This is a genomic window from Ottowia cancrivicina (genome assembly GCF_029813755.1).
In the GTDB taxonomy this organism is placed as follows: domain Bacteria; phylum Pseudomonadota; class Gammaproteobacteria; order Burkholderiales; family Burkholderiaceae_C; genus Ottowia; species Ottowia massiliensis.
The window spans coordinates 1-21,095 of record NZ_JARVII010000014.1 but is presented as its reverse complement, the minus strand read 5'-3'; the positions used below and the strand labels follow the sequence as shown (position 1 = coordinate 21,095).

At 62.8% G+C, this 21,095-nt stretch carries 25 protein-coding genes; 15 read left to right on the top strand and 10 right to left on the bottom strand.

Annotation, left to right across the window (positions count from 1 at the left end; all coding sequences use genetic code 11):
- Nucleotides 1-259: 259 nt before the first annotated feature.
- The 4 genes from QB898_RS07880 to QB898_RS07865 all read right to left on the bottom strand — a co-directional run bounded on the left by QB898_RS07880 (nt 260) and on the right by QB898_RS07865 (nt 2,911).
- Nucleotides 260-913 (bottom strand): Smr/MutS family protein, encoded by a 654-nt coding sequence (locus QB898_RS07880; RefSeq protein ID WP_279524496.1) that lies wholly within the window; start codon nt 911-913, stop codon nt 260-262.
- Nucleotides 914-922: 9 nt separating this feature from the next.
- Nucleotides 923-1,609: a RadC family protein gene (gene radC, locus QB898_RS07875; RefSeq protein ID WP_279524495.1), complete on the bottom strand. Its 687-nt coding sequence runs from the start codon at nt 1,607-1,609 to the stop codon at nt 923-925.
- 122 nt (nt 1,610-1,731) lie between these two features.
- Nucleotides 1,732-2,466: a bifunctional demethylmenaquinone methyltransferase/2-methoxy-6-polyprenyl-1,4-benzoquinol methylase UbiE gene (gene ubiE, locus QB898_RS07870; protein ID WP_102284374.1), complete on the bottom strand. Its 735-nt coding sequence runs from the start codon at nt 2,464-2,466 to the stop codon at nt 1,732-1,734.
- Nucleotides 2,467-2,497: 31 nt separating this feature from the next.
- A complete protein-coding gene (locus tag QB898_RS07865) occupies nt 2,498-2,911 on the bottom strand; it encodes a gamma-butyrobetaine hydroxylase family protein (RefSeq protein WP_050716184.1) in 414 nt (137 codons plus the stop codon).
- Between the two features lie 264 nt (nt 2,912-3,175).
- Here QB898_RS07865 and rpsP point away from each other — a divergent pair, with 264 nt between their 5' ends.
- The 5 genes from rpsP to QB898_RS07840 all read left to right on the top strand — a co-directional run bounded on the left by rpsP (nt 3,176) and on the right by QB898_RS07840 (nt 8,165).
- On the top strand, nt 3,176-3,433 hold the full coding sequence (gene rpsP, locus QB898_RS07860) for a 30S ribosomal protein S16 (protein ID WP_050716185.1): 258 nt from the start codon (nt 3,176-3,178) through the stop codon (nt 3,431-3,433).
- Between the two features lie 17 nt (nt 3,434-3,450).
- The gene (rimM, locus tag QB898_RS07855; protein WP_279524494.1) at nt 3,451-4,026 is read left to right on the top strand and encodes a ribosome maturation factor RimM; all 576 of its coding nucleotides are present in this window, start codon (nt 3,451-3,453) and stop codon (nt 4,024-4,026) included.
- Between the two features lie 269 nt (nt 4,027-4,295).
- Nucleotides 4,296-5,135 carry an IPTL-CTERM sorting domain-containing protein gene (locus QB898_RS07850; RefSeq protein WP_279524493.1) on the top strand — a complete coding sequence of 280 codons (840 nt, stop codon included), beginning with the start codon at nt 4,296-4,298 and terminating at the stop codon, nt 5,133-5,135.
- Between the two features lie 424 nt (nt 5,136-5,559).
- The gene (locus QB898_RS07845) at nt 5,560-7,044 is read left to right on the top strand and encodes a S41 family peptidase (protein WP_279524492.1); all 1,485 of its coding nucleotides are present in this window, start codon (nt 5,560-5,562) and stop codon (nt 7,042-7,044) included.
- Between the two features lie 611 nt (nt 7,045-7,655).
- Complete coding sequence (locus QB898_RS07840; protein ID WP_279524491.1) at nt 7,656-8,165, top strand: thermonuclease family protein; 510 nt, start codon at nt 7,656-7,658, stop codon at nt 8,163-8,165.
- Between the two features lie 207 nt (nt 8,166-8,372).
- Here QB898_RS07840 and ygfZ read toward each other — a convergent pair whose 3' ends face one another.
- Nucleotides 8,373-9,386 (bottom strand): CAF17-like 4Fe-4S cluster assembly/insertion protein YgfZ, encoded by a 1,014-nt coding sequence (gene ygfZ / locus QB898_RS07835; RefSeq protein ID WP_279524490.1) that lies wholly within the window; start codon nt 9,384-9,386, stop codon nt 8,373-8,375.
- 57 nt (nt 9,387-9,443) lie between these two features.
- Between ygfZ and mltG the strand changes: the two genes are divergently transcribed.
- The 4 genes from mltG (at nt 9,444) to QB898_RS07815 (ending at nt 12,902) form a co-directional block, all read left to right on the top strand.
- Complete coding sequence (gene mltG, locus QB898_RS07830) at nt 9,444-10,580, top strand: endolytic transglycosylase MltG (RefSeq protein WP_428982771.1); 1,137 nt, start codon at nt 9,444-9,446, stop codon at nt 10,578-10,580.
- Nucleotides 10,577-11,299 carry a dTMP kinase gene (gene tmk / locus QB898_RS07825; RefSeq protein ID WP_279524488.1) on the top strand — a complete coding sequence of 241 codons (723 nt, stop codon included), beginning with the start codon at nt 10,577-10,579 and terminating at the stop codon, nt 11,297-11,299. Before mltG ends, tmk begins: the two co-directional genes overlap by 4 nt.
- A 140-nt stretch (nt 11,300-11,439) precedes the next feature.
- Nucleotides 11,440-12,516 carry a DNA polymerase III subunit delta' gene (locus tag QB898_RS07820; RefSeq protein ID WP_279524487.1) on the top strand — a complete coding sequence of 359 codons (1,077 nt, stop codon included), beginning with the start codon at nt 11,440-11,442 and terminating at the stop codon, nt 12,514-12,516.
- A gap of 17 nt (nt 12,517-12,533) precedes the next feature.
- Nucleotides 12,534-12,902: a PilZ domain-containing protein gene (locus QB898_RS07815; protein ID WP_279524486.1), complete on the top strand. Its 369-nt coding sequence runs from the start codon at nt 12,534-12,536 to the stop codon at nt 12,900-12,902.
- Nucleotides 12,903-13,342: 440 nt separating this feature from the next.
- On the opposite strand, the gene QB898_RS07810 is transcribed toward QB898_RS07815, so the two are convergent.
- The 5 genes from QB898_RS07810 to QB898_RS07790 form a co-directional block, all read right to left on the bottom strand.
- Nucleotides 13,343-14,155 (bottom strand): MetQ/NlpA family ABC transporter substrate-binding protein, encoded by an 813-nt coding sequence (locus QB898_RS07810; RefSeq protein ID WP_279524485.1) that lies wholly within the window; start codon nt 14,153-14,155, stop codon nt 13,343-13,345.
- A gap of 198 nt (nt 14,156-14,353) precedes the next feature.
- Nucleotides 14,354-15,160, bottom strand: a complete 807-nt coding sequence (locus QB898_RS07805) for a MetQ/NlpA family ABC transporter substrate-binding protein (RefSeq protein ID WP_279524484.1) — start codon at nt 15,158-15,160, stop codon at nt 14,354-14,356.
- Between the two features lie 153 nt (nt 15,161-15,313).
- Nucleotides 15,314-16,123 (bottom strand): MetQ/NlpA family ABC transporter substrate-binding protein, encoded by an 810-nt coding sequence (locus QB898_RS07800; protein ID WP_050716194.1) that lies wholly within the window; start codon nt 16,121-16,123, stop codon nt 15,314-15,316.
- A 40-nt stretch (nt 16,124-16,163) separates the two neighbouring features.
- Nucleotides 16,164-16,829, bottom strand: coding sequence for a methionine ABC transporter permease (locus tag QB898_RS07795; RefSeq protein ID WP_279524483.1), 666 nt, complete (start codon nt 16,827-16,829; stop codon nt 16,164-16,166).
- On the bottom strand, nt 16,822-17,916 hold the full coding sequence (locus QB898_RS07790; protein ID WP_279524534.1) for a methionine ABC transporter ATP-binding protein: 1,095 nt from the start codon (nt 17,914-17,916) through the stop codon (nt 16,822-16,824). The genes QB898_RS07795 and QB898_RS07790 overlap by 8 nt, the downstream gene beginning before the upstream one ends.
- 247 nt (nt 17,917-18,163) lie before the next feature.
- Between QB898_RS07790 and QB898_RS07785 the strand changes: the two genes are divergently transcribed.
- The 6 genes from QB898_RS07785 to QB898_RS07760 all read left to right on the top strand — a co-directional run.
- Complete coding sequence (locus tag QB898_RS07785; protein WP_279524482.1) at nt 18,164-18,520, top strand: hypothetical protein; 357 nt, start codon at nt 18,164-18,166, stop codon at nt 18,518-18,520.
- Nucleotides 18,521-18,689: 169 nt separating this feature from the next.
- Nucleotides 18,690-19,196: a hypothetical protein gene (locus QB898_RS07780; RefSeq protein WP_279524481.1), complete on the top strand. Its 507-nt coding sequence runs from the start codon at nt 18,690-18,692 to the stop codon at nt 19,194-19,196.
- A gap of 315 nt (nt 19,197-19,511) precedes the next feature.
- Nucleotides 19,512-19,910: a hypothetical protein gene (locus QB898_RS07775; protein ID WP_279524480.1), complete on the top strand. Its 399-nt coding sequence runs from the start codon at nt 19,512-19,514 to the stop codon at nt 19,908-19,910.
- A 129-nt stretch (nt 19,911-20,039) separates the two neighbouring features.
- Nucleotides 20,040-20,591 (top strand): hypothetical protein, encoded by a 552-nt coding sequence (locus QB898_RS07770; protein ID WP_156304215.1) that lies wholly within the window; start codon nt 20,040-20,042, stop codon nt 20,589-20,591.
- On the top strand, nt 20,566-20,829 hold the full coding sequence (locus QB898_RS07765; RefSeq protein WP_279524479.1) for a hypothetical protein: 264 nt from the start codon (nt 20,566-20,568) through the stop codon (nt 20,827-20,829). Before QB898_RS07770 ends, QB898_RS07765 begins: the two co-directional genes overlap by 26 nt.
- A 42-nt stretch (nt 20,830-20,871) precedes the next feature.
- Nucleotides 20,872-21,095 (top strand): hypothetical protein (locus tag QB898_RS07760; protein WP_279524478.1); only part of this gene is annotated, 224 nt, incomplete at its 3' end.

Sequence of the window (21,095 nt, the reverse complement as noted above, 5' to 3'; positions counted from 1 at the left end):
GGCGAAGAAGCACGGACAAGCGTGTGATTCAGTCTTGGTAATTCTCAACAGGGCCTGGTGCAGCCCAGCTAGCGCCCCGGGGGACAGCGCTGGCGGGCGGCTACAGGACGAATGTCAGAAACAGGAGCAAATTTGATGGGCTGAAAATACCGTTCAGCGCAATTTCCACTAGGACCTCATGCTATTGATAAAGGAGCGAAATGGCGGAGTGGATTCATCATGGCCTGCGCCTGCGCGCGGGTTGCGCGGGCGGCGTCTATCACGCCGCGCGCAGCAGCACCAGCAGCGCGCCGGCGCCGCCGTCAGGCGGGCGGGCCTGCACGAAGGCGAGCACTTCATGCTTTTGGATGAGCCAGCCGGGCACTTTGGCGCGCAGCACGGAGGTTTTGCCGGGCGAGCCGTGGCCTTTGCCGTGCACCACGCGCACGCAGCGCACGCCGCTGCGGCAGGCGGCGGCGATGAAGGCGGCCAGCGCCTGGCGGGCCTGGTCCACGCGCAGGCCGTGCAGGTCGATCTGGCGCTGCACGGCCCACTGGCCACGGCGCAGGCGGGCGGGCACGTCGGGGCCGATGCCGGCTCGCAAGTAGCTCAGGTGTTCGTCCACGTGCAGCAGGGTGCTGGCGTCGAATTCGTCGGACAGGGTTTCGCGCAGGGCGGCGCGCTCGTCTTGCTGGCGCTGGCGGGGCAGCGGGGCGGGGCGCGCGGCCTGGCCGGCTTTTTCATGCCGGGCGCTGGCTTTGAGCGGCTGCACGGCGCCGATGGCGCGCAAGAAAAGGGCGTGGTCGCTTTGCCGCTGGCGGGCCTGGGCCTGCTGGCGCGTTTGGGCTGCTTGCGCTTCTTTCGCTGCCTGTGCCTGGGCGGCGGCAAATTGCTGGCGCAGTTTTTTCAGCTCTTTCAGGCTGCGGGCTTTCATGCCGGGCTTTCAGACCAGAAAAAAGCCGCGCTCGGCCAGGGAGCAGGCCGCGCCGCCGGGGCCGACGATCCAGTGGTCGATCACGCGCACGTCGATCAGGCCCAGGGCGGCCGTGAGTTCGCGGGTGATGGCTTCGTCTGCCGCCGAAGGCTGCACGTGGCCGCTGGGGTGGTTGTGGGCGAGGATGAGCGCGTCGGCGTTGTGGTGCAGGGCGCGGCGCACGACTTCGCGCGGATAGACGCTGCTGCGCGTGAGCGTGCCCTGGAACATTTCTTCAAAGGCGATGAGGTGCAGTTGCGCATCAAGAAACAGCACGGCGAAGATTTCTTGCGGGCGGCTGGCCAGGTGCAGCTGGAGGTAGTCGCGCACGGTGGCGGGGTTTTGCAACACGGGGCGCTGGCGCAACTGCCCGGCCAGGGCGCGGCGGGTCAGCTCCAGCACGGCCAGCAGTTCGGCGCGCTTGGCGCTGCCGCCCAGGCCCTTGATGCGCCGCAGGTCTTCGCCGCTGGCCTGAAGCAGGCCGTGCAGGCCGCCAAAGGCGCTGAGCACTTCCTGCGCCATTTGCAGCACGCCGCGCCCGGCGGTGCCGGTGCGCAGCAAGATGGCGAGCAGCTCGGCGTCGCCCAGGGCGGCGGGGCCGCGCGCCAGGAGCTTTTCGCGCGGGCGGGCGTCAGGGGGCAGGCTTTTGAGCGACATGGCGGCGGACAGCTCCCGGCTCCATCATTAAAAAGCGGAGCAAATTCAAGGGGGTCAAAAATGGCTTTCGCGCAGTTTCGACCAGGACTTCATGCTATGAGTTCAGGAGCAAGAAGACAGGCTTATTCACACTTGACGCCCACGTGCAGGGCCACCACGCCGCCGGTCATGTTGTGGTAGTCCACGTGGCCGAAGCCGCATTCCTTCATGAGCGATTTGAGTTCTTCTTGCGCGGGGTGCATGCGGATGGATTCGGCCAGGTAGCGGTAGCTGGCTTCGTCGCCCGTGACGAGCTTGCCCAGGCGGGGCAGCACGTTGAAGGAGTACAGGTCATAGAGCTTGCGCAGCGGCGGGGCCACTTGCGAGAACTCCAGCACGAGCAGCCGCCCGCCGGGTTTGAGCACGCGGGCCATTTCGCGCAGGGCGCGGTCTTTGTGCGTCATGTTGCGCAGCCCGAAAGCGACGCTGACGAGGTCGAACTGGCCGCTGGCAAAAGGCAGCGCTTCGGCGTCGCACGCCACGGTGGGCAGGGCCAGGCCGGCGTCGAGCAGGCGGTCGCGCCCCGTGCGGAGCATGGCTTCGTTGATGTCGGTGAGCACGACTTGCCCGCCATCACCCGCCTTTTTGGCGAAGGCGCGCGCCAGATCGCCCGTGCCGCCCGCGATGTCGAGTACGCGCTGGCCGGGCTGCACGTTGGCCACCATGACGGCGTAAGCCTTCCAGAGCCGGTGCAGGCCGCCGGACATGAGGTCGTTCATGAGGTCGTATTTGCTGGCGACGGAGTCAAAGACGCCGCGCACGCGGCGGGCCTTGTCGGCTTCATCAACGGATTCGTAACCGAAATGGGTGCTGGCCATGAGGGGCTTTCTGTTTGAGTGAAGAGGAATTTCAGTGGCTGCCGCAGCTGCGGCCCGCCGTTTCGGGCATGGCGTCGTCGCGGTGCGCGCCAGCGGCGGCCAGGCGCTGCTCGTATTCCTGCCACAGCGCCTGCTGGCGCGAGCCAAGAAAGTAGAGGTAGTCCCAGGTGTAGATGCCGCTGTCGTGCCCGTCTGAAAACGTGGGCTGGATGGCGTAGTGGCCCACGGGGGCCATGCCGGTGACGAGCACGTCGCGCTTGCCGGTTTGCAGCACCTCCTGCCCCGGCCCGTGGCCCTTGACTTGCGCCGAAGGCGAATACACGCGCAGCAGCTCAAAGGGAATGCGCAGCGTCTGGCCGCTGGCGTAGCGCAACTCCAGCACGCGGGAGGCGGTGTGGACGGTGATGTCTTGCGGAGGCGGTGCGGGAGCGTAGTCGCGCTGCATGGCGGATGTGAAAGAAAAGAAAGGGGGAGAGGCGCGAAAGCCTGAAGCGAAGGGCAAAAGCAAAAGCCCGAATTGTGACTGCGCCGCGATGGCAGCAGCCCGCGCGAAGGAGAGGCGCGCCTCATATAATCCGCCGTTTTTCGGTTCGCCGCTGGCCGGGTGGCCATGTCGTGTGTCTCGCGGGCCGGAGAAGTCCCCTCGCGGAGCCTGGCCCAATGACCCCACGGGCCGCGCGCCGCAACACCTTTTCAAGGCAAATTTTCAATGGTCGTTATCCGTCTTTCCCGTGGTGGCTCCAAGGCCCGCCCCTTCTACAGCATCGTCGTGGCTGACAAGCGCGTGCGCCGCGATGGCCGCTTCATCGAGCGCATTGGCTTTTACAACCCCCGCGCCGTTGAAGGCGAAGAGGGCTTGCGTCTGGCGCAAGACCGCCTGACGTACTGGAAGAGCGTGGGCGCGCAGGCTTCTCCCACCGTCGAGCGCCTGGCCCGCCAGGCCGCCAAGGCCCAGCCCGCCGCCTGAGCACAGGCCTGCAAGCCGTGCCCGGCGCCACCTGGCCCCTGCAAGCAGCCGAGCTGCCTGATGACGCGGTGGAAGTGGGCCGCGTGCAGGACGCCTGGGGCATCAAAGGCTGGTTCAAGGTCCAGCCCTACAGCGCCTCGCCAGAGGCGCTTTTTTCATCCAAACGCTGGTTTTTGCTGCCGCCCGCGCGCGGCGCGCGTCATTTCGACGGCCCGCAGCGCCTGCTCGTGCGGCAAGTCAAGGCGCATGGCGATGCCGTGGTGGCCAGCGCGCAGGGCGTGGATGACCGCGATGCCGCCGATTTGCTCAAGGGCGCGCGCATTTTCATTGCCCGCTCATCCTTTCCCACGCCTGCCGAGGGCGAGTACTACTGGGTTGATCTGATCGGCTTGGCCGTTTTCAACCGCGAAGGCGTGCCGTTGGGCCAGGTGCGCGAGCTGCTGCCTGCCGGGCCGCAAACCACGCTGGCGCTGGCCTTTGAGGGCGCAGACGGCAAACCGCAAGAGCGCCTGATTCCTTTCGTCTCCGCCTATGTGGACGAGGTGGACCTGGCAGCCGGCCGCATCACCGTGGATTGGCAGCCGGACTATTGAGAGCCTGTTTGCAATCTGTCCGTGGAAGCGAAATCAGCCTCAAACAGTCTGCAGGCGTTGCAAACGCTTCGCAGGACAGAAAGTGGCTTTGTCAGGCTCGTCTGCGGTTTGCGCCTGGCGGCCCGCCTTGATCCACTCTTTTTGCCCCTCACGGTCAGATTGCAAACAGACTCTGAGCATTTTGGGGAAACGGCGGCGCGCCCTGCGCTTGCGGTTTGATCAACATAGGTAATATCCCCCTGTTTTTTCATTTGCTTCAGGAGATTGAAATGAAACGCCGAATTCCATGCCAGACCGCCCTGGCGCTGGGCGCGCTAGCCGGTCTGTTCGTCGCAGCGCCAGCCAGCGCCATCACGCCCCCTGGCACACCGCCCACTTTTTATTGCGACGCCAACCGGCCCGCCAATGCCGATACGGTTGAAGCGCAGCTCAATACCCGAGCCAAAAATGGCAGCGCGACAGATGCCGACCGGGGCAACCAGCCGCGCTGGGAACGCGCGACGGCTTCTTTTGCATTGCAGTCAACGGGTTCCGATCCGCTGCCCAGCACATTGACCTGGGCCTTTTTTAATGGACACGAGATTGACCGCTACCTGACTTTTTCTCCCCCGCACGCGAACTATCCGGGCATCTTCATTGGCAGCTATCTGCCGGCGGGCCAGCCGCAACTGCCCGCCAATCACCTGTACTACATGCGCTATCGCTTCAAGCTGGACGCCACGGTGAATCCGGCTACTTACAAATTGCAGTTTCCTGCCAATGCGCATGGCCTGGCCAATCTGCGGGCGGACGACAGGGTGGTGGGCGTGTATCTCAACGGCAAGCGCATGATGGTGACGCCTGCCGGGGCCTTTACGCTGGGCGGCGGGGCCCATGTGAATGAACAGTGGAAAACGGGCGAAAACGAGCTGGCTTTTGCTGTTTACGACACGGGCGGCGGCGGCATGTGGCTGGGCGTGCAGTCCGTGACGCAATCGGTCTGCGACTGGCGCCCCGCGCCTGCTGCCGCTGCCACGCCTGTGCCCACGCTGGAAGGCTGGAGTCTGGCGGCGCTGGGCGGCCTGCTGGGCGGCGCGGCAGCCTGGCGGCGGCGCAAAAAGCGTGCGTAAAGCCTGCGTCTGTTTTCTGCCCATGCCCCGCGCCTTTGGCCGGGGCGTTTTTTTGCCCGGAACCGGGCCTTGGGGCAGAGAGCGCGAGCTTTTGCGCCAGCGGCCGGGAGCGGGTTTTTAGCGTGGAGCTGCTGGTGTTGTGGTTGATGCTGATCTGTGGAATCCTCTACAGAGCCGTAGCGCAACGGATCAGCTCCGCGCAGCCTAGCGCATGAGAACGACTGACCAGCATGCGCGCGCAGACCTTTCTTGTCATCACGTGTCTGAGCGATTTCACTTATTTGGCGCTGTTGCAGCTAGGCGCGGCGAGTGTGAGGGCGTTTCGTAACGATGATTTACAAATCTTGGCGAAATCAATGCATTTGGCATGAAAAGCGGCGAATATGCCGTTAAAGTCGCTTTTTTTGCACTCAAGGAGAAAAAGATGCAATTGCGATTCGCAAGCCCGCTGGTGCTGGCTGTGGCGCTGGCCGCCTGTGGCGGCGGCGATGGCGACGCCCCTGCGCCAGGCCCTACATCCACGCCTACACCAAGGCCAACACCAACGCCAAGGCCTACGCCGACGCCAACCCCCACAACAACGCCGACGCCTGGCACGCAGCAATTTCCGCCCTCCGAAACCTTGGCCAACGTATGCACGGCCGACGGCGAGCGCCGGTTCATCCGCTCGCACATGGACGAGATTTATCTGTGGTACAGCGAAATCCGTGACAGCTCCGCCAACGTCACCGGCACGGTGGAAGACTATTTCAACAGCCTGCGGATCGCAACGCTTGACCACAGCGGCAAGCCCAAGGACCGCTTCAGCTACATCCGCACGCTGCAAGATAACGAAAAGCGCTCTCCTTCCGGCCCTTCTTACGGCGTGTACTGGACGGAGAGCCAGCCCCGGCGCGTGGCCTACGTGCTCAAAGATTCGCCTGCCGAACGCGCGGGCCTCAAGCGTGGGGCGCAGCTGGTGAACGTGCTGGCGGCCACTTACCTTTCCTGGTACAGGCCGCCCACAGGAGCGAGCGTGACCTTCACCGTGCGCGACACGCCAACGTCTGCCGAGCGCGAAATCACGCTGCGCGCCGCAAACGTTGTGGAAGACCCGCTGCCGCTATCCAAAGTGGTGCAGGCGGGCGGCCGCCAGGTGGGCTACGTGCAGTTCAACACCTATGAGATTGACAACGGGCAGGACCGCCTCATCGACACCCTCTCAGCCTTGCAGCGGCAAGGCATCAGCGACGTGGTGCTGGATCTGCGCTACAACGGTGGCGGGTGGCTGTATCAGGCCTGGTCACTGGCTTCCATGCTGGGCGGCAGCCACGTGCAAGGCAAGGCATTCGTGCGTATGAAATACAACGACAAGCGCCAGGAAGCCACGCGTCAGGGCGTGGTGCCCTTCACCACCCAAGTGGGCGCCAATCCGGATGGCGGCACTCACGCTGTTGGCAGCGCCCTGCCGCAGCTGAGCTTGCCGCGCGTGTACGTGCTGGCCACGGGCTGGACGTGTTCGGCCAGCGAAGCCACCATCAACGGCCTGCGCGGCGCTGGCGTGGAAGTGGTGCTCATTGGCTCCACCACCTGCGGCAAGCCCTATGGCTTCGTTGAACGCAAGAACTGCGGCAAGGCCATCGCCGCCATCGAAGTCGAAATGGCCAACGAAGTGGGCTATGGCGGCTACACCGACGGCTTTGCGCCCACCTGCGCCGTGGCGGATGACCTGAGCCATGAGCGGGGCGACGCGGCAGAGGGCCTGCTGGCCGCCGCGCTGCACCACATCCAGACCGGAAGCTGCCCGGCCAAATCTGCCGAAGCCGCACAAGAGCCGCTGCCGCAAGCTGCGGCAGGCGGCATCGACATGGACTTCCAGCGGCCCGAGCTGCCTGGCGTGCGCCTGCTGCCAGCCGATTTGCGGCGCTGAAGCGGCAAACGGCGGCCCGCCGCAGATTCCGGGCCGCCTGAAAAGTGACACGCGGGCGCAGCAGGCGCCCGCTTTTTTTTACCTGCCGCTGACGCACTTGCCGCGATGACTGTGGATTCCGCACTAAACGAAGGGAGCGATGCACAAGGCCGGACTGCACAGGGAAAAGAGGGCAGGGCGTTTTCTTGCTTCTGTATCAATAGCAGGATGTCCTGGTAAAACCAGCGGAAACGGCATTTTGATCCCCCTCAAATTTGCTTCTGTTTCTGATGCATACGGAGCCAGTCTGAAGGCCACTGTCTGCGTGGCGGAGCGTGGCGAGTGGTCAGAACCTGTTCATGATCTGGCCGTGAGGAGCACAAGATCGGGAACCGGGATGAACTGCCAGGCGCAAACCGCAGGCGGGTCTTGCAGCCCACCCGAGTCCGCGTTGTTTGCGCTCACGGACAGATTGCGAACAGGTTCTTGAAGAGCGTTTCAAAAGGGGCGGCGCAGATATGAGTCAAAGGGCGCAAGCGCCTCATGGCCTCAGACAATGCGGGGGCGTTGTTCGCAGCGCATGTTTTCATTGCCCGCCTCACGCCATGATGCTTTTGCCACACCCTTTCCTCTTGCCTTTTTCTCTCCCTCGCTTTCTTGCCGCTGCCTTTCTGCTGCTGGCTGCCACTTGCGCCCGAGCCGATGTCTGGCAAGGCACGGTCACGTGGGTGACGGATGGCGACACGCTCTGGGTGCGCCCCGATGCGGGCGGACGCGCTCGAAAGCTGCGCCTGCAGGGCGTAGATGCGCCTGAAAGCTGCCAAAGCGGTGGCGCGCAAGCACGGCAGGCGCTCATCGCCCTGGCGCTGAACCAGCGCGTGAGCGTGCAAACCCATGCGCGCGATGGCTGGGGCCGCTCGCTTGCCACCGTGCGCCTGCGCGACAAAGGCGGTGAAGACGTGGCCGCCCGCATGGCGCGCCAAGGCTGGGCCTGGTCTTATGGACGAGGCCGAGGCCCTTATGCCGAGCAAGAAGCCGCCGCCCGCCAAGCGCGCCAGGGTGTTTTCGCCCACGCCGCTGAACCCGAGCGCCCTGCCGATTTCAGACGCCGCCATGGACCTTGCACGCGGGCCGAACGCTAATAAAACCGGGCGTTCAGCAATTTCGCTCCTTAATCCATAGCGCTGCGTCCTGGTGGAAACTGCGCAGAGTGGCATTCCAACCCCCTTGGATTTGCTCCTCTTTTGATGCGTTCTGGCTGGCGGAGCCAACCCGAAGGCGCAGTTTTATCCGTTCAGGTGTGTCTGCGGCTGCTCATGGGCTGGCTGGGGCGGGCTCCCCACCCTCAATCAAATATCGTGCGCCAGCTCATAGGGAATGTGCAGACCCTCAAGCCGGGGGCCGCCAGGGTTGCCGGCGTGCAGCGGCTCGCTGCCCAGGGCGGCGGCGATTTGCAGGCCCGCGATGACGAGGCTGCCGCCGCCAGGCGCGGCAGCGGCCAGGGCGATCAGGCCGGCGGGCTGATCGTCGCCGCCGACGAAGATTTCCTGCCCTGTTTGCACGGCGGCGGCGCAATGGGCGACGAAGGCGCGGCGCTTGATGACGCCGCGAAACTGGCTGCGGGCCACCACTTCCTGCCCCGGGTAGCAGCCTTTGTGAAAGTGCACGCCGCCCACGCTTTCGTAATTGAGCATTTGCGGCACGAAAGCGCCTGCCGTGGCGCTGGTGATGCGGGCCACGCCCGCCAGCACTTCGGCGGCCAGCCAGTCGTCTTCAGACAGGGCCGAGGCAGCCGGGGCGCTCGCGCCAGCGGGGGCCAGCCAGAGGGCGCGGGGCAGGCCGCATGCAGGGGGCAGCTCGGCCAGCTGGGGCAAGGGCGGCAGGCCGCTTGCCGCCTGGCCTTCGGGCGAAGCCGCATCGGCAGGCGCGGCAGCCTGAATCGTTGTTTGGGCGGCGGCGATGGCGGCCGCGCCAATCAGGCCGTGGCAGGCGATGGCGCTGCTGGCGTCGGTGATCTTCACCTTGGCGCGCATCACGAACAGCGACAGGCGCTTGACCAGGCCCGCGATGAGTTCGCGCGAGCAGACCAGCAGGAATTCGTTTTCGGCGGGGCGGGTGATGATGAAGCTGGCGCTCATGCGCCCCTTCGGGGTGCAGAAGGCAGCCAGGCGGGCGGGGCCGCCGGGGCGCATTTCAAGCACGTCTTGCGTGAGTTGCGCTTGCAGGAATTTGGCGGCGTCTTCGCCGCTGGCGCGCAGCACGCCGAGCATGGGCAGGGGACAAGCGCCTTCGGCGGAAAAAGCGAAAAACGGGGCCAGGCGGGCGGGCGGCGCAGAGGGAATCTGGGGGGCTGGGGCGGTCATGCGCTGAATTATCATGGCCCGTTTTGATTCAGGATTCGGGTAGGGCCAGTGCGGGCATTGAAGAAACTGCTGAAATGGCTGCTGCTGCTGGCCGCGCTGGCCGCATCGGCAGCAGGCGCGCTGGCCTGGTGGGCGCAGCAGCCGCTGGCGCTGGCTGCGCCCCGGGTGGAGATGAGCGTGCCGCCCGGCGCTTCGCTGAAAGTGGCGGCGCAGCAGGCGCAGGCGGCGGGCGTGCGCGCCCCGGAGCCTTTGCTGCACGGCTTTTTCCGCGCGGCGCTGCTGTGGCGGCAGTGGCAGCGTCCGCAAGAGCCGCGCGGCGTGATCAAGCCGGGCGACTACGCCATCACGCAAGGCATGACGCCCGGACAGCTGCTGGGCAAGCTGCTGCGCGGCGAGCGCATCGTGCAAAGCATCACCTTCGTTGAAGGCTGGACTTTCCGCCAGATGCGCGCCGCGCTGGCCAAGGCCGCGCACCTGAAGGGCGACACGCGCACCATGACGCCCGAGGCCATCATGGCCGCGCTGGGCCAGCCCGGCGTGGCGGCGGAAGGGCGCTTTTTCCCCGACACCTACCACTACGCGCGCGGCAGCAGCGATCTGGACGTGCTGCGCCAGGCGCTGAAGCTGATGGACGAGCGCTTGCAAGCCGCCTGGGCCGCGCGCGCGCCGGGCCTGCCGCTGCAATCGGCAGACGAAGCGCTCATTCTGGCCAGCATCGTTGAAAAAGAAACCGGCCATGCCGACGACCGCGCGCAAGTGGCCGGCGTGTTCATCAACCGCCTCAAAGCGGGCATGAAGCTGCAAACCGACCCCACCGTCATCTACGGCCTGGGCGAAGCCTTTGACGGCGATCTGAAAAAGCGCGACTTGCTCACCGACACCCCCTACAACACCTACACCCGCGAGGGCCTGCCGCCCACGCCCATCGCCATGCCGGGGCGCGCCGCCCTCATGGCCGCCGTGCAGCCGGCCAGCACGCAGGCGCTGTATTTCGTGGCGCGCGGCGACGGCAGCAGCCACTTCAGCCAGACGCTGGGCGAGCACAACCGCGCGGTCCATCAATACCAGCGCCCAGGCTCCCGCAACAGCGATGGAAACGGCAAAGACAAGGGCAAGGACGCGGCGGCCCACCCGCCCGCAGCAGGCCAGCCCGCAGCTGCGCCTGCATCCATTCCGGCAAACGCCGCGCCATGAAACAAGGGCTGTTCATCACGCTGGAAGGCATCGACGGCGCGGGCAAATCCACCCACGCCCAAGCCCTGGCCGAAGCCTTGCAGGCCGCAGGCCACGCGCTGGTGCGCACGCGCGAGCCGGGCGGCACGCCGCTGGCCGAGCGCCTGCGCGGCCTGGCGCTCGAGCAAGGGCAAGAAATGGACGGCATGACCGAGGCGCTGCTCATGTTCGCCGCCCGGCGCGACCACGTGCGCGCCGTCATCGCCCCCGCGCTGGCGCAAGGCCGCACCGTGCTGTGCGACCGCTTCACCGACGCCACCTTTGCCTATCAGGGCGGCGGCCGGGGCGTTTCATGGCAGGCGCTGGCGCAGCTGGAGCAAATCGCGCTGGACCATGACCTCATGCACGGCCAGATGCACAACGGGGCAAGCCACAAAGCAAACAACGAAAGGGGCGCCGAACCGGCCGATTGCGGGCAGGCGCCCCGGCCCGACCTCACCCTCTGGTTTGACCTGCCCCCGCCGCAAGCCGCCCGCCGCCTGCAAGGCGCGCGCCTGCCCGACCGCTTTGAAGCCCAGCCCCTGGCCTTTTTTGAAGCCGTGCGCAGCGCCTACGCCCGCCGCATGGCCGAAGACGCCCGCCGCTTTGTCCGCATTGACGCCGCCCAGCCCGCGCCCGCCGTGCGCCGCGCCGCCCTGGCCGCCCTGCAAGAGCGCGGGTGGATCGGGCCAGCGGGCTGAACCCGCCTTTTGCGCCTTGCGGCTAGGGTTTGGCACCTTGATTTTCGCTCCTTTTCCAATAGCAATAGGTCCTAGTAAAAACTGCGCGAACGCCGCTTTGTACCCCCTCAAATCCGCTCCTTTTTCTGAACTGACTGCCCATGCCTTCTTCCCATCTGCCCCCGTGGATTGCCCGCCAGGCCGCCGAGCTGCTGGCCCGCCCCGGCCACGCCTGGCTGCTGCAAGGCCCTTCCGGCCTGGGGCAGTTCGAGCTGGCGCTGGCGCTGGCCGCCGCCTGGCTGTGCGACGCGCCCACGCCCCAGGGCGCCTGCGGGCAGTGCCCCGGCTGCCATAGCCTGCACGTGCATGCCCATGCCGATTTCGTCTTGCTCATGCCCGAGACGCACATGCTGGAGCGCGGCTGGCCCCTGCCCGAAAAGGCGCAGGCCGAAATCGACGAGAAAAAGCGCAAGCCCAGCAAGGAAATCCGTGTGGACGCCATGCGCGACGCCATCGAATTCGCCCAGCGCACCAGCGCGCGCGGGCGCGGCAAGGCCATGCTCATCTACCCGGCCGAGCGCATGAACGCCGTCACCGCCAACGCCCTGCTCAAAACGCTGGAAGAGCCGCCGGGCGACATGCGCTTTGTGCTCGCCACCGAGGCCGCCCACCTGCTGCTGCCCACCATCCGCAGCCGCTGCCTGACCCACACCCTGCGCTGGCCCGATGCCGCCGAAGCCCTGCCGTGGCTGGCCGCCTGCGGCGTGCACGAAGCCGCCGCAGCCGCCCTCTTGCAAGCCGCAGGCGGGCGCCCCGCCGCCGCCTTGCAACTGGCCCGCAGCGCCGAAAGCCAGGCCGAAGCCCGGACCACGGCCAAAAAAGCCAAGGCCGCCTTCGACGACGGCCAGCAAGCCGCCGCCGCATGGGCGCGCCTGCCCAAAGCGCTGGCCCAGGGCGACGCCAGCGCCCTGGCCAGCCTGCCCACGGCCGAGATCGTGGCCCGCTTGCAAAAGCTCTGCGCCGATCTCATGGCCGCGCAAACCGGCGCGCCCCCGCGCTTTTTCGCCGCCGCCGACCTGCCCGCGCGCCCCTTGCCCCTGCCCGCGCTGGCCAAGTGGTGGGGCCAGCTCGCGCAAGCCGCCCGCAACGCCGAACACCCGCTCAACGCGGGCCTCACCCTCGAATACCTTGCCAGCAGCGCCCGGCAGGCCCTAAACTCGGCCAAGGCAACAAACTGATACGCCATTCACATCTCATGAGCACCGTTCCCGCTTCCCTCCACACGCCCCGCCCCAGCGTCATCCAGCTGGCCATCAAGGAAAAAGCCGCTCTCTACGCCGCCTACATCTCCATCTTTGCCGAAGGCGGCATCTTCATTCCCAGCACGCGCGAATACCACCTGGGCGATGACATCTACGTGCTCATCACCCTGCCGCACGACACGCAGCGCTACCCCATCGCTGGCAAAGTGGCCTGGATCACGCCCGCGCGCTCCTCGGCCAACCGCACGCAGGGCATTGGCATCCGCTTTCCCAAAGACGACAAGGCCGCCGACCTGCGCAGCAAGATCGAAGTGGCGCTGGGCGGCGTCCTGCACTCCGACCGGCCCACGCAGACGGTTTGACAGGCCTCAGCGGCTAGCCAGGCGCTCCCTCCCCCGCAGCAGGCGCGGCCTGGACGGCCTGCTGCCAAACCGTATCAAAAACGGAGCAAATTTGAAGGGGTGAAAATGCCGCTCTGCGCAGGTTCCACTAGGACCTCTTGCTATTGGTATGGGAGCGAATTCCCCGTGAAGGCATGAAGGGTTTGCAAGGCCTTCTGGCTGCTTTCATGCTTTGCCAGCGCGGGCGTCTGGCTTGCCGGAAAAGGCCGGTTTCAAAGGGCGTGCGCGAACCGGCCCAGTTCGCTTGTCTGAGCGTTTTGTTTTCTCTCGCAAGGAGAGCTGCCTGCAAGGAAGGGGTTATCGGCGGGCGCGGTGTTTTGGCGGAAAGCCCGCTTTGCTTTCCGCCTGCCGGAAGGGGAAACGCGGCTGCCGTCGGGCAAAGCCGCGCTTTGAGCAGGCGCTCAGAAGCCGGCGGTGACGGAGCCTTTGAATGCCTGGTCGATGTATTGGCGCACGGCGTTGCTGTGGTAGGCGCTGATGAGCTGCCGCACCCAGGGCTGGCTCTGGTCTTGTTCGCGCACGACGAGGATGTTCACGTAGGGGCCTTTGGGGCTTTCCTGCGCGATGGCGTCGCGCTTGGGGTCCAGCCCGGCGGAGAGGGCGAAGTTGGTGTTGATGGCGGAGGCGTCCAGGTCGTCGAGCGAGCGGGGCAGCTGGGCGGCGTCCAGTTCCACGAATTTGAGTTTTTTCGGGTTTTCAGTGATGTCAAGCGGGGTGGCTTTCAGGCCGGCATCGGGTTTGAGCTTGATGAGGCCCTTTTCTTGCAGCAGCAGGAGCACGCGACCGCCGTTGGTGGGGTCGTTGGGGATGCCAAAGCGCGCGCCTTCTTTCAGCTCGTCCAGCGATTTCACTTTTTTGGAATACAGGCCGATGGGGAAGGTGACGGTGTCGGCCACGCTGACGAGTTTGTAGCCACGGTCTTTGATTTGCTGCTCCAGATAGGGTTTGTGCTGGTAGCTGTTGGCGTGCAGGTCGCCGGAGGCCAGCGCGGCGTTGGGCTGCACGTAGTCGCCGAATTCGATGATTTTGATTTGCAGGCCGTCCTGGGCGGCGGCTTTTTTCACGGCTTCCATGATTTGCGCGTGCGGGCCGGCAGTGACGCCGACCTTGATTTCTTCAGCCGCCAGGGCAGGGGGCAGGCACGCGGCGGCCAGGGCCAGCAAGGCGGGCGAGAGCGCGCGCGAGAGGGCGCGCAAGAAGGTGAGTTTGGGCATGGGAAAGCTTTCTGTGGGCAGGCAAGGGGCAGCAGGGGCACAGGGCATGGCGGCGCGGCCATGCCCTGTGCGCAGAGGCGTTAGGGCCTGTTCAAAGTTTGTCCGTGGATGCGCAAGGCGCGGATTCGGGCGGTCTGCGCTTTGCCGCCCATTTCAATTCACGCTTTTGCCCCTCACGGCCAGCTTCTGGGCAGGCGCTCAGAAGCTGGGGATGACGGCGCCTTTGAATTTTTCGTCGATGTATTTGCGGATGGTGTCGTTCTGGTAGGCCTTGAGCAGCTTGGCCACCCAGGGTTTGGCCTGGTCTTCTTCACGCACGACGAGGATGTTGGCGTAGGGGCCGTTGGGGCCTTCTTGCGTGATGGCGTCGGTTTTGGGGTTCAGGCCCGCTTCGAGCGCGAAGTTGGTGTTGATGCCGGCGGCGTCCAGGTCAGGCAGGGAGCGGGGCAGCTGGGGGGCGTCCAGTTCCACGAACTTGAGCTTTTTGGGGTTGTCCACCACGTCCAGCGGCGAGGGCGTCAGGCCCGTGCCGGGCTTGATTTTGATGAGGCCCTTTTCCTGCAAGAGCAGCAGCACGCGGCCACCGTTGGAGGGGTCGCTGGGAATGCCAAAGCGCGCGCCTTCTTTCAGCTCGGCCAGCGATTTCACTTTTTTGGAGTAGATGCCGATCGGCTCGGTCAGCGTGGTGCCGACGATGGCGAACTTGTAGCCACGGTCTTTGATTTGCTGGTCAAGGTAAGGCTTGTGCTGCATGGAGTTCAGGTCCAGATCGCCCGCCGCCAGCGCGGCGTTGGGCTGCACGTAGTCGTTGAATTCGATCACTTGCAGATCAATGCCTTCCTTGGCGGCCAGGGGCTTGACTTGCTCCATCACCAGCGCGTGGGAGCCGGGCGTGACGCCGACTTTGAGCTTGACGTTCTCGGCCTGGGCCGCGCCAGCGAAGGCGAAGGCGCAGGCGGCGGCCAGCAGGGTGCGGATGAAAGCGCGTTTTTGCAGCTTGATCATGGCGGAGTTTCCTTTGAGGGGCAGGGTGGAAGAAGGAGGGGAGAGACGCCAGACTCTTCAAAAAGAAGAGCAAATTCAGGGCCTTCAAAAAGGGCGTTGTCGCCCATTTTGCGGGGACGTATTGCTATGGATTAAAGAGCAAATTCAGCGCCTTCAAAACGCGGGCAGGAGTGCGCCCTTGAAGTGCTCGTTGATGAAGTCGCGCACCGGCGCGCTTTGGTAAGACTTGATGAGCGCCTGCACCCAGGGCTGGTTTTTGTCTTGCTCGCGCACGGCCAGCACGCCGGTGTAGGGCGTGTCGGCCTTTTCCAGCGCCAACGCCTGCTTTTTCGGATCCAGCCCGGCGGGCAGGGCGTAGTTGGTGGGCACCGAGGCGGCGTCCAGGTCAGCCAGCGAGCGCGCAAGCTGCGCGGCGTCCAGCTCCACGAACTTGAACTTCTTCGGGTTTTCCACCACGTCCAGCGGCGAGGCGCGCAGGCCCGCGCCGGGCTTGAGCTTGATCAGGCCCTGCCCCTCCAGCAGCAGCAGCGTGCGGCCGCCATTGGAAGGGTCATTGGGAATGCCGATGCGCGCGCCTTCGGGCAGGTCTTTCAGGCTGGCGTGCTTTTTGGAATAAACGCCCATCGGAAAGGCCACCGTCTTGGCCACGCTCACGATCTTGTAGCCCCGGTCGGCCACCTGCTGGTCCAGATAGGGCTGGTGCTGGTAGCTGTTGGCCTGCAAGTCGCCCGAGGCCAGCGCGGCGTTGGGCTGCACGTAGTCGCTGAACTCGACGACCTGAATGTCCAGCCCTTGCGCGGCGGCCTGCTTTTTCACCTGCTCCATGATTTCGGCGTGCGGGCCGGCGGTCACGCCCACCTTGAGCGTGGTTTGGCCGCCAGCCAGCGCCAGCGGCGCGTGAGCCAGCAGCGCGGCGGTTGAAGCCGCGGCCAGCAGGGTGCGGAGAAAAGTGCGTGTTTTCATGTGTTTTCCTTTTGAATCAATGGGATGGAAAGCCAGCGCGTTATTTGTGGCTGAGCTTGCGCACCGCCCAGTCGCCCAGGCTTTGCAGCAGCTGCACAAAGACGATGAGGATCACCACCACGGCCAGCATCACGTCTGGCAAAAAGCGCTGGTAGCCGTAGCGGATGCCCAGATCGCCCAGGCCGCCGCCGCCAATGGCGCCCGCCATGGCCGAATAGCCCGTCAGGCTCACCAGCATGATGGTCAGCCCCGCCACGATGCCCGGCAGCGCCTCGGGCAGCAGCACTTTGAAGACGATTTGCCGCGTGCTGGCGCCCATGGCCTGCGCGGCTTCCACCAGGCCCGAATCCACCTCGCGCAGCGCCGTCTCCACCAGCCGCGCCACAAAGGGAATGGCCGAAATGGTCAGCGGCACGATGGCCGCCGCCGTGCCAATGGACGAGCCGACGACAAAGCGCGTGAACGGAATGATGGCCACCAGCAAGATGATGAAAGGCGTGGAGCGCACCGCGTTCACGATGGCGCCCGTGACGGCATTGACCGCCCGGTTTTCCAGCACGCCGCCGCGATCCGTCAGCCGCAGAAACACGCCCAGCGGCACGCCCAGCAGCGCGCCGGCCAGGCCCGAAATGGCCACCATCAGCACCGTCTCCCACAGCGAAGTGGCAAACAGCTCCAGCATGGCAGTGGTGAAGTGTTCAAACATGGCCCGGGCCTTTCATCTCGTCGCTTGCTCTTGCCGCTTTCATTTCATCGGTCACATCCTGCACCTGCACGCCGCTGGCTGCCAGCGCGGCAGCCACCGCCTGCACGCTGCCAGCGGGGCCGCTGGCGTAAATGGCCAGCGAGCCAAAAGTCTGGCCCTGGATTTCATCCATCTGCCCGTGCAGGATGCTCACATCCACCCCGTGCTCGCGAATCAGGCGCGAAAGCACCGGCTGCTCGGCCCGCTCGCCCGCGTAAATCAGCCGCAGCAGCCTTCCTGCGTGCCCGGCGGGCAGCGCCGCGTGCAGCGCGGCCATGTGCGCGCGCACGCTGGTGGGCAGCGTCTGCGGCATCACCTCGTCAATCAGGCTGCGCGTGATGGGCTGCTGCGGGCGCGTGAACACGTCCAGCACGGCGCCTTGCTCCACCACGCGGCCCGCATCCATCACTGCCACGCGGTGCGCGATTTGGCGGATGACTTGCATCTGGTGCGTGATCAGCACCACCGTCAGCCCCAGCTCGCGGTTGATTTGCTGCAGCAGCGCCAGGATGGAACGCGTGGTTTCGGGATCGAGCGCCGAAGTGGCCTCGTCCGAGAGCAGCACCTTCGGGCGGCTGGCCAGCGCGCGCGCAATGCCCACGCGCTGCTTTTGCCCGCCGCTGATCTGCGCCGGATAGCGATCGGCCAGCGCCGAAAGCCCCACCAGCTCCAGCAGCGGCGTCACGCGCTCGCGGATTTCGCTGCGGCCCATGCCCGCCAGCTCCAGCGGCAGCGCCGCGTTGTCAAACACCGTGCGCGAAGACAGCAAATTGAAATGCTGGAACACCATGCCAATCTCGCGCCGCGCCGCGCGCAGGCTGGCTGGCGGCAGCGCCATCAAATCCGTGCCCGCCACGGCCACCCGCCCCTGTGTGGGCCGGTTGAGCAAATTGATGCAGCGCACCAGCGAGCTTTTGCCCGCCCCGCTGCGGCCAATGATGCCGAACACCTCCCCAGGCTGGATGCGCAGGCTCACCCCGTGCAGCGCCCGCACGGTCTGCCCGCCGGGGCCGGGGTAATCCAGTGTGATGTCATCCAGCGCAATCATGGGCGCGCCCGCCCCATCAAAAGCGCCCGCTGGCAAGGCGGGCGCGGCAGGCTGGGCATCGCGAAAGGAATGCAAAAAAGAAAAGTCAGCGTCAGACATGGGTCATTCAACCACCAAGGCCGCGATCATGGCGCACGGCCTTGCGTTTTCAAACGAATAAAAAGTTGTGTCCATATGCACGGGCAGAACAAAAAACTCGTGACTGTACTCGCTGGCTGGCCGCCGCGCTCCGCCTGACGGCCAGCGCGTGAGCCAACGACGCGCAGGCAAACACTGGTTCAAAGACAAGAACCGCATAACTGAAAGCTTCGCCACCAGGCATGCGAGCGGATCATCAAAAACAAGACGTTTATCAGACCGCATGCGCCATTGGAAGAAATACGCAAATTTTTCTGACGCGGCACATGGAAAAAGACTGAAACAAGACCTCTCCCAGGGCGGCGGCGCGTTTTGGGGACTGCGACTGCCTGAATACACCGGCGCGGCCCGATCCGGCATCAATGCCAATTCTTCGTCATCAGCCGGATATGCCGTTCATCATCTCAATGTCGCCCCCTATCGGATATTGGGCCTGAAAAGCGGAAATCGTTCACGCTTTTCATGAAATAAGGGCCAGCATAAGCAAAAACAGGGTGTATAAAGCGTCCCGTTGAGAGCAGATCGCAATGTTGCTGGTTGTCCACATGACGTGAAGCGGCAGAGTCTTTGGCGTGAGGCTCATTGTTCAGAAACAGTCTGTCGATATGTATATTCTCTAAATAAGGAATCGGTGCATGATAGGAATGATTGCATACGCCATTCTGGGCGGATTCATCTTGATTGCCGTGATGATCAGCAACCGGCTGGTCAAGATTTTCGGTTGGTCGCTGTCACCCAATAAATTATTTCTTTTGCGCGCGGGAGTCTTTTTTGGTATATTTTTTGTATTATTTTCTAGGGATATTGTGGGCGCGATTCAGTTTGAATATCTATGTCATCGAAAGATTAACGTAAAACTCGAGCCTAACTGGCAAAGTGTGCGACGTGCCAGTGTAACAGAGAAGAGAAGAAAACAATATGGATATTTTATTCCAACCTTCTGCACGGACGTTGAATACTATGACATGGATACAGAAAAAGTATTTTTTTCTTATACTTTTTGTGAAAATGATCCCAGCTTCATTGCGGATGCAGCATCACTGGGCAATAATACTGGAGGTATTTGTTTTCCAAAGGATACGGAAAATATCTCTCTGATGGTTGGTATTAAAGATCTTTTACAGAAAGGAGATTCACAATAAGCAACATTTTTTCTGCCTATACTAATGCATTGCTTGCTGATGCTTCATATGTTGATTTGCCAAGAGGGGGAAATAAATATGGATGCAGGTATATATAAAATCTTATCTAGACGCATGACACCTCAATTGGCGAAATTCATTGCTGACGAATTTTGGATTGTCAATTCTTGTTGCCCTGATTCTTGTGAACGATAACAAGACGAAAGATGACTCATGGTTGGATTATTACTTTTGGGTGCGTTTGTCGTCTTTGTCAGGATTTTGATCGCGCTGAGTAAATGACTGACTTGCCGACTGAAATGGTCGCCCGCTGCGGTGTTTTTCACGCGTTTGGCTATTGTGATTGGCGCTTTTCCGCTGATGTTGGCGGATGAGATTATTGGGGCTATTCAATATGAGTATCTATGCAAAAGATATGGTATTTCGAGCGCTGACTTATCAAAGGCAAAAGGAAAAAAAGTAATAATAAACCGGACTGAAGGCGGGTTTGTGCCACATACCGCGCTTCCGATAGAAGAAGACTTCATATCATTGACCGATGCGCAAACAAAAGAGACTTTGGCCACTTTTCGCGCATATGGAACCTCCGGAGGAGGATGGCTCACCACATATACCTGGGTCGGCATAAATGGCAGCAGTCCAATGTTTATCCATTCGAAATGTTTTTATTATCAAGGAGAATACGCCAACAATCAGATTTCCATCGTAGAGTGAAAGGCTCATCATGATCTCCATCCATCGCAGCTATATCAACGCATTGCTTGCGGATGCAATATATCCTGTTTGAAAGGTAGCAAGATGAACTTTCATCTGTGTGCGTCAGTTGATTAAAAGGGGCTTGGCATGCTCGGAATCATTACCTTGGCCGTATTCATCATCTTTTTCAGGTTTTCGATTACGCTGAGCAAATGGCTGACCTATAGACTGAAATGCCCGCCTGCTGTGGTGTTTTTCACGCGCGTAGCTATTGTTGTTGGTGTTGCTCATCTGATGGTCATTGATGAACACATTGGCAAATATCAAATTGATCGCCTGTGCAAATCTCATGGCCTAAGAAATACGGATCTTTCCAAAGCTTACGGAAAATCTGTGACACGGAATGTGGTTGGCGGCATTCGTGTAAAAAATATGGCCATGCCCACAATGGAATATAAGACTACCATACTCGATGCGAAAACGAATGAAAAGCTCGCGGAATTTTCTAACTATCTTCCATCAGGAGGGTGGTTGGCCAGACATACGTTTATTGGCTTGGGTAACGGACATCCCATACTTGAAACGTATTTTGATTATCAGATAATTGGTTGTCAGACATTCTCTGAGCAAGAAGCCATTTTTTCAAGAAATAAGATCGCCATCATTCCTTCCCTTGACTACCAGAAAGGATCATTATGACACTTCTTTCCACACGTTTATCAATGCGCTGCTTGCAGATGCTGCTTATGCTTTTAGAAAAAGCTTTCCCGCAGGGATGAATGGAAGGGACATCGCTGAATATGATGAGTTTAGGAAGCACATGACGCCAATAATTGCCGACTACATGGGCAAACATTTTTCAGTTGTCAATAGCATTAATACAAATGACTTTCCGCTTTCAGCGGACACAGGTTTTGACGCCACAGTCTGGCGGTAAAACAGCAGAGGCCGCCTGTATGGCGGCAATGGAGACGACCGTATGGAAAGCGGCGCGGGCAATGACTGGCTGAAAGGCGGGGCGGGAGAAGACACCTATGTTTTGGGCAAGACTGACACGGGTGTTGACACCATCTATGACAACGACGGCAAAGACCATCTGGAATATGAAGGCCCAAACACCGACATGATCTACGGCGGCGCAGGCGACGACTGGCTGTGGGGCGCCAGTGACGATGATCAATGGCAGCGGCACAACGGCCAAAG